General features: G+C 70.0%; 11 protein-coding genes, 1 tRNA gene and 1 pseudogene. 2 read left to right on the top strand and 11 right to left on the bottom strand.

What is annotated here, in order from left to right:
- Positions 1-59 precede the first annotated feature (59 nt).
- The 11 genes and pseudogenes from prfA to OHB41_RS31005 form a co-directional block, all read right to left on the bottom strand.
- On the bottom strand, positions 60-1,136 hold the full coding sequence (prfA, locus tag OHB41_RS31055; protein WP_266701394.1) for a peptide chain release factor 1: 1,077 nt from the start codon (positions 1,134-1,136) through the stop codon (positions 60-62).
- 173 nt (positions 1,137-1,309) lie between these two features.
- The gene (gene rpmE / locus OHB41_RS31050) at positions 1,310-1,531 is read right to left on the bottom strand and encodes a 50S ribosomal protein L31 (protein ID WP_266701393.1); all 222 of its coding nucleotides are present in this window, start codon (positions 1,529-1,531) and stop codon (positions 1,310-1,312) included.
- Between the two features lie 169 nt (positions 1,532-1,700).
- On the bottom strand, positions 1,701-2,840 hold the full coding sequence (locus OHB41_RS31045) for an LCP family protein (RefSeq protein ID WP_266701392.1): 1,140 nt from the start codon (positions 2,838-2,840) through the stop codon (positions 1,701-1,703).
- A gap of 198 nt (positions 2,841-3,038) precedes the next feature.
- A complete protein-coding gene (locus tag OHB41_RS31040) occupies positions 3,039-3,359 on the bottom strand; it encodes a hypothetical protein (RefSeq protein WP_266701391.1) in 321 nt (106 codons plus the stop codon).
- 91 nt (positions 3,360-3,450) lie between these two features.
- Positions 3,451-5,502, bottom strand: a complete 2,052-nt coding sequence (gene rho / locus OHB41_RS31035; protein ID WP_266701390.1) for a transcription termination factor Rho — start codon at positions 5,500-5,502, stop codon at positions 3,451-3,453.
- A gap of 388 nt (positions 5,503-5,890) precedes the next feature.
- Positions 5,891-6,820 carry a homoserine kinase gene (thrB, locus tag OHB41_RS31030; protein ID WP_266701389.1) on the bottom strand — a complete coding sequence of 310 codons (930 nt, stop codon included), beginning with the start codon at positions 6,818-6,820 and terminating at the stop codon, positions 5,891-5,893.
- A gap of 413 nt (positions 6,821-7,233) precedes the next feature.
- On the bottom strand, positions 7,234-8,292 hold the full coding sequence (gene thrC, locus OHB41_RS31025; protein WP_266701388.1) for a threonine synthase: 1,059 nt from the start codon (positions 8,290-8,292) through the stop codon (positions 7,234-7,236).
- Between the two features lie 6 nt (positions 8,293-8,298).
- A complete protein-coding gene (locus tag OHB41_RS31020) occupies positions 8,299-9,597 on the bottom strand; it encodes a homoserine dehydrogenase (RefSeq protein ID WP_266706264.1) in 1,299 nt (432 codons plus the stop codon).
- Positions 9,598-9,764: 167 nt separating this feature from the next.
- Positions 9,765-11,156, bottom strand: a complete 1,392-nt coding sequence (gene lysA, locus OHB41_RS31015; protein WP_266701387.1) for a diaminopimelate decarboxylase — start codon at positions 11,154-11,156, stop codon at positions 9,765-9,767.
- A gap of 7 nt (positions 11,157-11,163) precedes the next feature.
- Positions 11,164-12,378, bottom strand: coding sequence for an ArgS-related anticodon-binding protein NrtL (gene nrtL / locus OHB41_RS31010; protein ID WP_266701386.1), 1,215 nt, complete (start codon positions 12,376-12,378; stop codon positions 11,164-11,166).
- Between the two features lie 461 nt (positions 12,379-12,839).
- Positions 12,840-13,349: pseudogene (locus OHB41_RS31005) on the bottom strand (response regulator); the annotation flags it as partial.
- A gap of 181 nt (positions 13,350-13,530) precedes the next feature.
- Between OHB41_RS31005 and OHB41_RS31000 the strand changes: the two are divergent.
- Positions 13,531-13,602: transfer RNA gene (locus tag OHB41_RS31000), tRNA-Arg, on the top strand.
- Between the two features lie 306 nt (positions 13,603-13,908).
- Positions 13,909-14,535, top strand: a complete 627-nt coding sequence (locus tag OHB41_RS30995) for a hypothetical protein (protein WP_266701384.1) — start codon at positions 13,909-13,911, stop codon at positions 14,533-14,535.
- Positions 14,536-14,538 lie beyond the last annotated feature (3 nt).

Genomic DNA, 14,538 nt, shown 5'->3' with positions numbered 1-14,538 from the left:
GCCCCCCAAGATGTTGCTGCACGCTGGTCCTCCGGGGCTGAGCTGTTGTCGTGAGCTTCTTACGCGGCGGCGAGTTTGGCCGCCGAGTCCGCGTCGACGCAGGCCTGGATCATCGCGTCGAGGTCGCCGTCGAGGACCTGGTCCAAGTTGTACGCCTTGAATCCGACGCGGTGGTCCGAGATGCGGTTCTCCGGGAAGTTGTACGTACGGATCTTCTCGGAGCGGTCGACGGTACGGACCTGGCTGCGGCGGGCGTCCGCGGCCTCCCGTTCCGCTTCCTCCTGCGCCGCCGCGAGGAGCCTGGAGCGCAGGATACGCATCGCCTGCTCCTTGTTCTGCAGCTGGCTCTTCTCGTTCTGGCAGGAGGCGACGACTCCGGTGGGAATGTGCGTGATGCGCACCGCGGAGTCGGTGGTGTTCACGGACTGGCCGCCGGGTCCGGAGGAGCGGTAGACGTCGATGCGCAGATCGTTCGCGTGGATCTCGACGTCGACCTCCTCGGCCTCCGGTGTGACGAGCACGCCGGCCGCGGAGGTGTGGATGCGGCCCTGCGACTCGGTGGACGGCACGCGCTGCACGCGGTGCACGCCGCCCTCGTACTTCAGGCGCGCCCAGACTCCCTGTCCCGGTTCGGTGGCGCCCTGGCCGCCCTTGGTCTTCACCGCGACCTGGACGTCCTTGTAGCCGCCGAGCTCGGACTCGGTGGAGTCGATGATCTCGGTCTTCCAGCCGACCCGCTCGGCGTAGCGCAGGTACATGCGCAGCAGGTCGCCGGCGAAGAGGGCGGACTCGTCGCCGCCGGCGCCCGCCTTGATCTCCAGGATGACGTCCTTGTCGTCGCTGGGGTCGCGCGGGACCAGCAGCAGCCGGAGCTTCTCGGTGAGCTCCTCGCGCTGCTTCTCCAGTTCCTTGACCTCGGCGGCGAAGTCGGGGTCGTCGGCCGCGAACTCCTTCGCGGTCCCGATGTCGTCCCCGGTCTGCTTCCAGGAGCGGTACGTCGCGACGATCGGGGTCAGCTCGGCGTAGCGCTTGTTCAGCTTGCGCGCGTTGGCCTGGTCGGTGTGGACCGACGGGTCAGCGAGCTTCTTCTCCAGATCGGCGTGTTCACCGATGAGTTCCTCGACCGCCTCGAACATCTCCGGCTCCAATGGACTGTCCCCCGCTCCGTGACGGGCTCGGGGACGTAGGTACGGCGTGGGGGTCCCCCGGCCCGAACGAGGTCGGAAGCCCGGGGGAAGGGGCTGCACCGCAAAGCGCCGGTCCCGGCGCCCCCGTGCCGGGGACGCCGGAGACCGGCGCTGTGGGCTCGCTACTTCTTGGCAGCGGCAGCCTTGCCGAAGCGGGCCTCGAAGCGGGCCACGCGGCCACCGGTGTCGAGGATCTTCTGCTTGCCCGTGTAGAACGGGTGGCACTCGGAGCAGACCTCGGCACGAATGGTGCCGGACTCGATCGTGCTGCGGGTGATGAACGACGCGCCACAGGTGCAGCTGACCTGCGTCTCGACGTACTCGGGGTGGATCTCGCGCTTCAAGGTGTCTCCTAGTTTCGGGAGGGCGCCGGGTCGCCGCCGCGGGATGCGGGAGCGTGAACCGGAGCCGACGTACCAGTCTGCCAGGACTGGGCGCATCCCCCAAAACCGGGGGGATGGATTATCTATTCCCGGGCGTGTGTACGGACCGCTCAGGGCCCGTGTACGGGGCTCAGGAGGCGTTCACGACGCCCTTCGCGGAGCCCGTGGCGGTGCCCTTGGTGGCCGCCGCGGGAATCGCCCGGTCGTCCTTGAGCGCGTTCCAGACCAGCTTGGACTTGGCCTCGTCGACCAGGACACGGTTGGCGTCCGCGCTGTCGTACTGGACCGGCATCGTCACCATGTTCATGTGCGACGAGCCGATGCCCTTGAGGCCGTCGGCGAAGGACGCGAGGTCCTTGACCGAACCGATGTCGGAGTCGGTGGTGACGGTCTTGGTGGCGGTGTCGGCGAGCTGGTAGAGCTTCGTGGGGCTGGTCAGCACGCCGAGGTGCTTGACCTGGTCGACCAGTGCCTTGATGAACGCCTGCTGGAGCTGGATGCGGCCGAGGTCGGAGCCGTCGCCGACGCCGTGCCGGGTGCGGACCAGACCGAGCGCCTGCCGCCCGTCGAGGGTGTGCGGGCCGGCCGCGAGGTTCAGGTGGCTGTCCGGGTCCTTGATGTCCTTGGTCGTGGTGACCGAGACACCGCCCAGGTCGTCGATGAGCTTCTGGAAGCCGCTGAAGTCGACCTCGACGTAGTGGTCCATGCGGATACCGGACATCGACTCGACGGTCTTCACGGCACAGGTGGCGCCACCGGTGGAGTACGCGGAGTTGAACATCACGCCGGTGGAGGCGTCGTGGGTGACGCCCTTGGCGTCGGTGCAGGAGGGGCGCCGGACGAGGGTGTCGCGGGGTATGGAGACCACGCTGGCCTTCTTGTGGCCCTTGTATATGTGCACGACCATCGCCGTGTCCGAGCGGGCGCTGCCGTCGTCGGCGCCGCCGCCGAGCTTCTCGTTGCCGCCGGCGCGTGTGTCGGACCCCAGCACCAGGATGTTCTCGGAGCCGTTGTCGGCCTTCGTGGGCCGGTCCGAACCGAGTGCCTGGTTGATGTCGACGGTCTTGAGGTTGTCGTTGAGCTTGAAGTACAGGATTCCGACGCCGGTGCCGCCCAGCACGACGATGCCGGCCGCGCTCCAGGCCGTGATGAGCAACGCCTTGCGACGCGTTCCCCGCGGCTTGCGGCGGCTGCCCTTCGCACGGCGGCGCGGGCGGCTCGTGCCGGACTCGCCCGGTGTCCCGGGTCCCGGCGTGCTCTCGGCAGGCATGTGCTCCCTCAGTCCTCGTACTGTCGGTTACCCCTGTCTGTCAGGGCCAGGCCCGTCTGCGGTCGTGACACGTACTTCTCCATGGTCACTCCGTACCGTCAGACGGGGAAACTCGGCAAAGGGTTGCACAACGCGACGGGTCCACCGCCGGCCGCGACGGGCACTCCGGACGCTCGACACGTCCGGTCGGAAACGCGCTCACCTGGCCTTTCGCCCGAAGATGTCGTCCCGCTCGAAATCGGTACGGACCTTGATCCCTGTGGCGAAGGTCTCGCCGGCGTCCATGCCGGTGCCCGGGTACGGACACGGTGTGCCGACGGTGTACGGGCCGGGAGTCGCACCCGCGCCCGCGCCCGCGTCGGTGCCTGTGTCCGCCCGTAGCCGTAGCCCGTGTCTGTGCTCGCGCTTGTGTCCGCGCTCGCGTGCTCGTGGTCGTGGTCGTGCTCTCGCATGCTCGGTGAGGACGTCCGCGTCGACGGTCAAGTCCCCGCCGGGATCGACGCGTTGTGCAGGAGGCACGCGGCCACCCGCGGCCGGTGCCGGTCAGCACGAAGGGCCGCCCCCGGATCGGGGGCGGCCCTCAGTCGTGCGGTGGTCGGTCGTGCGGAGGTCAGTCGTTGCCGTTGCCCGGCGACGGCGTCGTCTTCTGGATCTGCAGAAGGAACTCCGCGTTCGACTTCGTCTGCTTCATCTTGTCGAGCAGCAGCTCGATCGCCTGCTGCTGGTCGAGCGCGTGCAGCACGCGGCGCAGCTTCCAGGTGATCGCGAGCTCGTCGCTGCCGAGCAGGATCTCTTCCTTACGGGTACCGGACGCGTCGACGTCCACCGCCGGGAAGATGCGCTTGTCGGCGAGCTTCCGGTCGAGCTTGAGCTCGGCGTTGCCGGTGCCCTTGAACTCCTCGAAGATGACCTCGTCCATGCGCGAGCCGGTGTCGACGAGCGCGGTGGCCAGGATGGTCAGCGAGCCGCCGTCCTCGATGTTGCGCGCGGCGCCGAAGAACCGCTTCGGCGGGTAGAGCGCGGTCGAGTCGACACCACCGGACAGGATGCGGCCGGAGGCCGGGGCGGCGAGGTTGTACGCACGGCCCAGACGGGTGATCGAGTCGAGCAGCACGACGACGTCGTGACCCAGCTCCACCAGACGCTTGGCGCGCTCGATGGCGAGCTCGGCGACCGTGGTGTGGTCCTCGGCCGGGCGGTCGAAGGTCGAGGAGATGACCTCGCCCTTGACCGACCGCTGCATGTCGGTGACCTCTTCCGGACGCTCGTCGACCAAGACGACCATCAGGTGGCACTCGGGGTTGTTGTGGGTGATCGCGTTGGCGATCGCCTGCATGATCATGGTCTTGCCGGTCTTCGGCGGGGCCACGATCAGACCACGCTGGCCCTTGCCGATCGGCGCGACGAGGTCGATGATCCGGGTCGTCAGCACGCCGGGGTCGGTCTCGAGGCGGAGCCGGTCCTGCGGGTAGAGCGGGGTCAGCTTGTTGAACTCCGGTCGCCCGCGCCCCGAGTCGGGGGCCATGCCGTTGGTCGAGTCCAGGCGGACCAGCGCGTTGAACTTCTCGCGGCGCTCGCCGTCCTTGGGCTGACGGACCGCGCCGGTGACGTGGTCACCCTTGCGCAGGCCGTTCTTGCGGACCTGGGCCAGCGACACGTACACGTCGTTCGGACCCGGCAGGTAGCCCGAGGTGCGGATGAACGCGTAGTTGTCGAGGATGTCCAGGATGCCCGCGACGGGGATCAGGACGTCGTCGTCCGCGAGCTGCGGCTCGTTGGTCGCGAACTCGTCGCGGCCACGACGGCCACGGCGGTCGCGGTAACGGCCGCGACGGCCGCGACGGCCACCGTCGAAGTCGTCGTCGTCCTGCGGGCCGTTGTCACGCTGCTGGCGGTCCTGGCGGTCCTGACGGCCGCCGCCCTGCTGCTGGCGGTCCTGACGGTCCTGGCGCTCCGGGCGCTGCTGTCCGCCGCCGGCCTGGCCCTGCTGCTGCTCGTCGCCCTTGCCGCCGCGGCGGTCGCGCTCACGCCCGCCACGCTCGCGGTCACCGCGGTCACCGCGGTCACGCCGGTCACGGCGGCCCTGGCGGCCGTCGGCGCCGTCACCGGCGTCGCCCTTGGCCTCGCCGGCCGTGTCGGCCTTCGGCTCGCTCTTCGCCTCGACGGCGACCGTCTCGGGGCTGCCCGCCTCGGCGACGGCGCGACGGCGGCGGCGCTCCACGGCGGGGGCGTCGTCCTGCTCGGCCTCGCTCGCGCGGGAGGGGCCTCCGGCGGGCTGGCCGGGGATCTCGATCTGCTGCTGGGCCACGGCCTTCTCGGCGGCCTTCTCGGCCGGAGCGGCCTCGTCGCCGGTACGGGCCTTGGAGGTGGCCCGGCGCTTCGGCTTGGCCTCGGTGGCGGTGTCGGCGGTCTGGGCGGGGGCACCGCCCGCCTGCGCCTCCTTGATGACCTCGATCAGCTGGCTCTTGCGCATCCGCGCGGTGCCCCTGATACCGAGGCCGGACGCGACCTGCTGAAGCTCGGCCAGCACCATGCCGTCGAGGCCGGTACCGCGGCGCCGCCGGGAGCCGGCACCGGAAGCAGGCGCGGCAGAGGCGTCCGTGGCGGGCGCGGCAGCGGTCTCCTCGACACGCGCGCCCATCAGATCGGTGGTGTCGCTCACGAAGGGTCCTTCCCTGGAGCGGACGTCGGCCTGTCTGGCTCGGCGACCGGTTGTGCTGTCCGGCTTTGGTCCTTGTGGTGTGGACCGCGCCGGGGCGGTGGTCCGCCTAAGCGGCGGAAGACATATCTGGTGATGACGATTCCGGAGCCGAGGCACTGAATTGCGGTGTCATCGGCACGGTCACGCCGGTTCCGGAGCGTGCTCAGCACTGCTCAGCGCATAGCACCCAATGCATGGCACAAAGCAGTTTGGGAGGCTCCCGGAAGAAAGGTTGTCCCGGACGGGGACACGATGCACCTCGCCATGGTGGGGTCGGGTGCAGACTTGAGGTTAACACTACCGGATCCAACAAACATTCCCCCTCTCGAAATCCGGCAACCGCGCGCTTTTAATGGACACCCGTCGGCGCGAGCGGCAGCACACTCGCCCCCGTGGCGTCGAGGTCCAGTCGATTGGCGGCCCACCCCTGACCTGCGAGGTCGGCGACCTTGTCGGCAGATTCCGCGTCGGCGAGCGCGAGGACCGTGGGGCCGGCGCCGGAGATCACCGCGGGAATGCCGTCGGCCCGCAGCCGCTCCACCAGTGCGGTGCTCTCCGGCATCGCCGGGGCGCGGTAGTCCTGGTGCAGACGGTCCTCGGTGGCGGGCAGCAGCAGCTCGGGGCGCCGGGTGAGGGCCTCGACGAGCAGTGCGGCGCGGCCCGCGTTCGTGGCGGCGTCGACGTGCGGGACGGTGCGTGGCAGCAGGCCGCGCGCGGTCTCCGTGAGTACCGGCTTTCCCGGTACGAAAACCACCGGAACGATGGAATCGGCGGGTTCCATCCGGATCGCCCGCGCGGCTCCGGCCTCCATCCAGGAGAGCGTGAAACCACCGAGCAGACAGGCCGCGACATTGTCGGGATGCCCTTCGATCTCGGTGGCGAGTTCCAGCAGCGCGGAGTCGTCGAGCCTGCTGTCGCCGCCTATGGTCACGGCACGCGCGGCGACGATTCCGGCGCAGATGGCGGCCGAGGAGGAACCGAGACCCCGTCCATGCGGAATGCGGTTGGCGCAGACGATCTCAAGGCCGCGCGGCTGTCCGCCCAGCAGATCGAAGGCGGTGCGCAGGGAACGTACGAGGAGATGACTCTCGTCGCGTGGCAGCGTCTCGCTGCCCTCACCCGCGATGTCGATGTGCAGCCCGGAGTCGGCCACCCGGACGACCACGTCGTCGTACAGCCCCAGTGACAGGCCGAAGGCGTCGAAGCCCGGCCCGAGATTGGCGCTGGTGGCGGGGACGCGCACCCGGACGGCGGCGGCGCGGAACGCTGGACCGGCCATCGCTCGATGACTCTCCTTGAGCTGCGTGATGTGCGAGATTCTCGATGAACTGCGGTGAACTGCTGCGGTGGCTGCTGCGAGGAACTGCGACGGGTTGCGATGCCTACGAGAAGACCCGGAGGCCGCAAGGACGGCGCGGCACCGCGGCATATGCGGCGGGCGGGTTCGGTACAGCCTATCGAAGGAAGGTTCTGTGGCGACATAGGGCGCACAGGAGGCGCACGATGCGTGTCGTAAGCCCCCTGTGCACCCCCCGTCGATTTGCCTCGGGACCGCCCGTGGCGGCGGAGGCTTTCTGCCCGTTTCCGGTACTTTCCACCCGTCGCCCAGGGCTCCGCCCCCGCCCCCGCGTACTCCCGGGGACTCCCGCCAGGGACTCCCACGGGGCGGCGGCGGGTTCGCGCCAGGCGGCTTTACGCCAGTCCGAGCCGCTCCGCCGCCGTGGCCGCGTCCACCGGGACGGTGACGGGCTGCGGGGCGCCGGCGACGGCCCAGTCCGGATCCTTGAGCCCGTTGCCGGTCACCGTGCAGACGATCCGCTGGCCGGGGTCGACCTTGCCCTGCTCGGCGGCCTTCAGCAGACCGGCGACGGACGCGGCCGACGCCGGCTCGACGAAGACACCCTCCTGCGCGGCCAACAGCCGGTAGGCGCGCAGGATCTCACGGTCCGTCACCTCGTCGATGAAGCCGCCCGACTCGTCCCGCGCGGCCAGCGCGAACTGCCACGAGGCCGGGTTGCCGATACGGATCGCGGTGGCGATGGTCGAGGGGTCCTTGACCACCTCACCGCGCACGATGGGCGCGGAGCCGGAGGCCTGGAAGCCCCACATGCGCGGGGTCCGCGTGGCGATGCCGTCGGCGGCGTACTCGGTGTAGCCCTTCCAGTACGCCGTGATGTTGCCCGCGTTGCCCACCGGCAGGACGTGGATGTCGGGCGCGTCGCCGAGCATGTCCACGATCTCGAAGGCCGCGGTCTTCTGGCCCTCGATACGCACCGGATTGACCGAATTGACCAGCGCCACCGGGTAGTTGTCGGACAGCGAGCGCGCGAGGGTGAGGCAGTCGTCGAAGTTCCCGTCGACCTGGAGGATCTTCGCGCCGTGGATGAGGGCCTGCCCCATCTTGCCGAGCGCGATCTTGCCCTGCGGCACGAGGACGGCGCAGACCATCCCGGCCCGCACCGCGTAGGCCGCGGCGGAGGCCGACGTGTTGCCGGTGGAGGCGCAGATGACGGCCTTGGCGCCCTCCTCCTTCGCCCGCGTGATGGCCATGGTCATACCGCGGTCCTTGAAGGACCCGGTCGGATTCGCACCCTCCACCTTGAGGTGGACGTCGCAGCCCGTGCGCTCGGAGAGCACCTGCGCGGGCACGAGCGGCGTACCGCCCTCACGCAGCGTCACGACCGGCGTGTTCTCGGACACCGGAAGCCGGTCCCGGTACTCCTCGATGATTCCGCGCCATTGGTGGGTCATTGCTGGTTACTCTCCTTCAACCCGCATGATGCTGGCGACACCCCGCACGGTGTCGAGGCTGCGCAGCGCCTCGACGGTCCCGTTCAAGGACGCGTCGGACGCACGGTGGGTGACTACGACGAGAGAGGCCTCGCCGCCTCCGTCCTGCCGGCCCTGCTGGCGAACCGTATCGATCGAGACGCCGTGCTCGGCGAAGACAGTGGCCACCTGGGCGAGAACACCCGGTTTGTCGGCCACGTCGAGGCTGATGTGGTAGCGCGTGACGACCTCGCCCATGGAGCTCACGGGCAGCTGGGTGTACGCGGAGTCGCCGGGCCCGGTCGCGCCGCTGAGCTTGTTGCGGCAGACGGCGACGAGGTCGCCGAGAACGGCGGATGCGGTCGGGGCGCCGCCGGCGCCCGGTCCGTAGAACATGAGCTGACCGGCGGCGTCCGACTCGACGAACACGGCGTTGTACGCGCCGCGCACGGAGGCGAGCGGGTGGCTCAGCGGAATCATCGCCGGGTGCACGCGCGCCGTCACCGAGCCGCCGTCCGCGGCGCGCTCGCAGATGGCGAGCAGTTTGATGGTGCAGCCCATGGCCTTGGCCGAGGCGAAGTCGGCGGAGGTGACCTCGTTCATGCCCTCGCGGTAGACGTCGTCGAGACGCACCCGGGTGTGGAAGGCGATGCCGGCCAGGATGGCGGCCTTGGCGGCGGCGTCGAAGCCCTCGACGTCGGCGGTCGGGTCGGCTTCCGCGTACCCGAGCGCGGTGGCCTCGTCGAGCGCCTCCTGGTAGCCCGCACCCGTGGAGTCCATCTTGTCGAGGATGAAGTTCGTGGTCCCGTTGACGATCCCCATCACGCGGTTGATCTTGTCGCCGGCCAGGGACTCGCGCAGCGGCCGGATCAGCGGGATGGCACCGGCGACGGCGGCCTCGTAGTAGAGGTCCCTGCCGTGCTCCTCGGCGGCGGCGTGCAGCGCGGCACCGTCCTGGGCGAGCAGCGCCTTGTTGGCGGACACGACGGAGGCGCCGTGCTCGAAGGCGGTCGTGATGAGGGAGCGGGCGGGCTCGATGCCCCCGATGACCTCCACGACGACGTCGATGTCCCCACGCTTGACCAGGGCGGTCGCGTCGGTGGTCACCAGGTCGGGGTCGATGCCCTCACGGACCTTGGAGGGCCGCCGCACCGCGACGCCGGTCAGCTCGACCGGGGCCCCGATGCGCGCGGCGAGGTCGTCGGCGTGCGTCGTCATGATGCGAGCCACCTCTGAGCCGACAACCCCACAGCCCAGCAGCGCCACCTTCAGCGGACGCGTACGCATCATCCGACCTCGTTTCCTCATACCGTCTACGGTGGGACCAGTCTCACTCACCGGACGGGGGTTTCTGTCCCTCGTCCGGATCGTGAGATGTCTATTTCATTCTCGCGGGGCCGACGAACCGGAGATCTTTCTCCGCCCGCCGGGACACCGCCCGTGGCCGCCGTTCCTCACCCCACGTCGAGCCGGAGCAGGTCCTCCTCCGTCTCGCGCCGGACGATGACCCGCGCCTCGCCGTCGTTGACCGCGACGACCGGCGGCCGCAGCGCGTGGTTGTAGTTGCTGGCCATCGACCGGCAGTAGGCGCCGGTGGCCGGAACGGCGATCAGGTCGCCGGGGGCCAGGTCGGAGGGCAGGAAAGCGTCCTTCACGACGATGTCACCACTCTCGCAGTGCTTGCCGACGACGCGCACGAGCATGGGCTCGGCGTCGGAGGTGCGCGAGACCAGGGCGACGCTGTACTCGGCGTCGTACAGCGCGGTGCGGATGTTGTCGGACATGCCGCCGTCCACGGAGACGTACGTCCGCAGCCCGTCGAGCGGCTTGATCGTGCCGACCTCGTAGAGCGTGAAGGCGGTCGGCCCGACGATGGCGCGCCCGGGTTCCACCGAGATCCGAGGCGTCCGCAGCTTCGCGGCCTCGCACTCCCGGGTGACGATCTCGCTGAGGGCCTTGGCGATCTCGTGCGGCTCGCGGGGGTCGTCGTCGCTGGTGTACGCGATGCCGAGGCCGCCGCCGAGGTCGATCTCCGGCAGTTCGATCCCGTGCTCGTCACGGACGGCCGCGAGCAGCGCCACGACCCGCCGGGCGGCGACCTCGAACCCGGCCATGTCGAAGATCTGCGAGCCGATGTGCGAGTGGATCCCGACCACTTCGAGACCGTCGAGGGAGAGCGCACGGCGTACGGCCTCCGCGGCCTGCCCGTCGGCGAGGGCGATCCCGAACTTCTGGTCCTCGTGGGCGGTGGCGATGAACTCGTGCGTGTGCGCCTCCACGCCGACCGTCACCCGGATCTGTACGCGCTGCCGCGTGCCGAGGGACTGGGCGATGTGGGCGACGCGCACGATCTCCTGGAAGGAGTCGAGGACGATCCGCCCGACGCCGGCCCGGACGGCGGCGGTGATCTCCTCGGCGGACTTGTTGTTGCCGTGGAAGGCGATGCGGTCGGCGGGCATGCCGGCGGAGAGGGCGGTGACCAGTTCACCACCCGAACAGACGTCGAGGTTCAGCCCCTCCTCGTGCAGCCACCGCACGACGGCACGCGAGAGGAACGCCTTCCCCGCGTAGAAGACGTCGGCGTCGTGTCCGAAGGCGGTGCGCCAGGCGCGGGCGCGCGCCCGGAAGTCCGACTCGTCGAGGAAGTAGGCGGGTGTGCCGAACTCCTCCGCGAGGGTGGTGACTTCGACACCGCCGACACTCACGACCCCGTCGTCGGTACGGGTGACGGTGTGGGCCCAGACCTTGGGATCGAGGGCGTTGAGGTCGGTGGGCGGGGCGCTGTAGTGCCCCTCGGGCAGCACATCGGCGTGACGGGGCCCGGCGGGGTGTGCGGAACGGCTCATTCTTCTCTCACAGATAGTCAGGGGCGCTGATGCCGAGCAGGGACAGGCCGCCGGCCAGCACCGTCCCGGTGGCTTCGGCGAGCGCGAGCCGGGCGCGGTGGGCGGCCGAGGGTTTCTCGTCGCCGAGCGGCAGCACCAGGTGCTGGAGGGCGAGGAAGGCGTCGGCGGTGGTGACGAGATGCCGGGCGAGGCGGTCGGGGGCGCGATGGGTCGCGGCGACGCGCAGGGCACGGGGGTACTCGGCGAGGGCGCCGAGCAGCTCGCCGGCCCCCGGGACGTCACCGGGGGTACCGGTGAAGCCGAGAGCGGCGGCGTTGCGGGTGAGAGCCCGGGTGCGGGCGTGCGCGTACCGGACGCGGTAGAGCGGGTTGCTCTCCCGCTGAAGAAGATGCCCGGCACCGATCCGGGGCCGATCGTGCCCGGCCGGGTGCAGCAGCGCCCATCGGGCGGCGTCGGGGCCGAGGGGGGTGGGGTCTTCGGGGGCGGGGACGGGGCGGAGGGTTACGGGGGTGGTGGGGGTGGTGGGGGTTACGGAAGTGGTGGGGGTGCCGGGGGCGCTGGGCGTACTGGGGATGCCAGGGGCGCCGGGTGCGGGGTGGACGAGGTGCGTCTCATCGAGGTGGCGGGCGTCGCGGGGTGAAAGGGCGGTGCGCGAGGGGGCGGTGCGTGAGGGGGCGGTGCCGGAGCAGTCCCTGTCAGGCAGGTCCGTGTCCGAGAGGTCCGTGTCCGAGACGTCCGTGCGGGGCGGCTCGGCGTACCGCACCAGGGCCCGTCCGCCCTGGGTGGCGATGATCCGTACGAGCGCGTCGGCGACGACCTCGGCACGGAGGTCGTACGGAACCGGGATCAGAAGCGGGACGGCCTGCCCGTCGAGGGCGTCGCCGTGGCCGTAGGAACCGCGCCCGATCTCCCGTACGAGGGATGCGACGGCGGAGTCCGCGCCGCCGAGGCGAATGTTGAGGAACCCGGGCCCGGTGATCGCGACGTCGGCGACACCGTCGGTGCCCACGAGGTGGGGCCGCAGGATCTCGGCGACCTGCACCGCGGAGCGCCCGGCGGGCCGGGCCAGCTGCAACGCGATGTTCGTGGCGTAGTCCCCGCATCCGCCGGGTCCCGGGGGCGCCACCACCGCCCGCACCGGCACGGCCACACTCAGCTCACCCGCGTCCACAGCACGACGCACCGCGCGCAGCACGGTACGGGAGAGCTCGACGGGGGTCACGTGACCAGCGTAGGGGAGGAGGGGGGTGGGTATGCGAGTCGGTTTGTCCGGAGGTCCGGGATGTGGACGGGGTACGGGGCGTACGGCCGTACGCGCTCGAATCCGAGGGAAAGGTGAGGCGAGGGGAAAAGAGGCGAGGAGGCGAGACAACGCGGCGTACTGACCCGAACGACTGATCCAATGCCGCCGGAGAGGCCACCAGCCACTCACCACCCAGTGCCCCACGGTCGATATGTGCCGGTATGGGACGGTGTGGGCGGGTAGATCAACAGCTCTCGTCAATGACCGGAGCGGCCGGCGCGCTCGGCTTCGTCGACCCCGAACCCGTCAGGCCCGAACCGCTCGGCACCGAACCTCTCCGCACGGAAACCGTCCGTACCGAACCCGTCCGAGCCGAAGGCGTCGCCCTCGACCGCACCCTCGAAGGCACCTTGGAAGGGCGACCCGCGGTCGTCGTCACCACCACCTTCGCCGCCCCGACTCCCCCGCCGCTCCATCAACTGCCGTACGAGTCGCACGAGTTCGGAAGGCTCGAAGGGCTTGGCGAGAAAGGCGTCGACGCCCACGTCTAGCCCGCTCTCGACCTCGTACTGAGTACAGGCGCTGACGATGGCGAGGGGAAGGTTCCGCGTCCGCGGATCGGCACGGAGCCGAGCGGCGGTCCGCAACCCGTCGAGCCGGGGCATGACCACATCCAGGGTCACCACATCGGGCCGCACGTGATGCACCACGTCCAGGCATTCGGCACCATCGGCCGCGGTCACGACCTCGATGCCCTCCAGCTCGAGGTTGACCCTGATCAGCTGCCGGATGACCTTGTTGTCGTCCACAACAAGCACCCGACCGGACGCGCCTGACACAACTCGAGAGTAGGTCCGCGCCCGGCACCGCGTCCGGGTTTTCCCCACTTCCACCCCGGACGGGGGTCCGGAACCCGCCCCGGCCCGGCCGCGCCCCCCTCTCGCCCGCATCCGGGACTCGCCTCGAGGCTCCTGGACCCTTCGGCCCACACCCCCGAGCCGCCGCCACCGCCACTCGCGCCCCGCTCCCCTCACACCCCAACACACCGCCCCTCCCCCACATAAACCCATGCCAGTCGCCCTCGAAAGAGCTGGTAGGGTTCTACCCGTCGCCGCACACCACGGCCGACACGCCCCCGTAGCTCAGGGGATAGAGCAACGGCCTCCGGAGCCGTGTGCGCAGGTTCGAATCCTGCCGGGGGCACCCCTTATGAGGTGCCCAAAGACCCCGTCACCAGCGGAAACGCTGAGGCCGGGGTCTTCGCGTATGTGCAGGCGGATGTAGCCCGAAGCGGCCGTATGTCGGGGTCTGTGGACGAGGCGTGGACGGGATCTTGGAGCATCGTCGCAGGTGGCGCGTCACCTACACGCCATACAGTCGACGCCCCCGCTATCTTCGTCCGGGTGTCGGACGGTGCTCGGGTGAGGAGCCCAAGCCTTGATGTGCCTGTCACGCCGTCTTAGGCCGTCCGCAGGCAGATGAATGGACGAGTTGGGGGACCTCGTGGACGTGACCACGCTTGCCGTCGCACTCATCGGAGTTGCGGGCACACTGGGTGGAACTCTCGGCGGGGCGGTGCTCAGCCAGCGCGTCACCCGCGAGCAGAACCAGCGGGCCGATCGTGAACGGGCAGAAGACCGGCACGACCGAGCGCAGCAGGCCCGACGGGATCTCTATGCACGATTGAACACCACGGCTCGCGCCTACCGCGTCGCTGCCCAAGACGCAGTCCGAGCGGCTGAGCGCGGTCAGCCAGCGGAACCTGCAATCCTTGACGCTGCCAAGGACGCTTGGTTGGAGAACTACTCGGTGGCGCAGATGGCTCTACCGAAAGACGTCCACGAGATCGCCTCGGCCCTCAACCGGGCGCTCGGCGTCGGGTACACCGTCGTCAAGCAGTTACCGACCAGTCCCGATCTCATAGAGGCGTACACCCGTGCCGGAACTTGGTTCAACGGTCCACTGTCCGAAGGTGTGTACCTCCTACGGGTCACCCTGCGTCATGACCTCGGCGTCGAAGTCCAGCCCGACTTCGCGCAAAATTGCTCTCGGATGCTCGCTGAGCTCAATAGCGAGCGAAGGAGCCTTAGACGTCTGCTCGCCTCGGAGCAAGCCCAGGCCACTCGCTCAGCTTGACGG

Source organism: Streptomyces sp. NBC_01571, assembly GCF_026339875.1.
In the GTDB taxonomy this organism is placed as follows: Bacteria; Actinomycetota; Actinomycetes; order Streptomycetales; family Streptomycetaceae; genus Streptomyces.
Note: the sequence above shows the minus strand (reverse complement) of the source record. Positions and strands in the feature narration are given on the sequence as shown.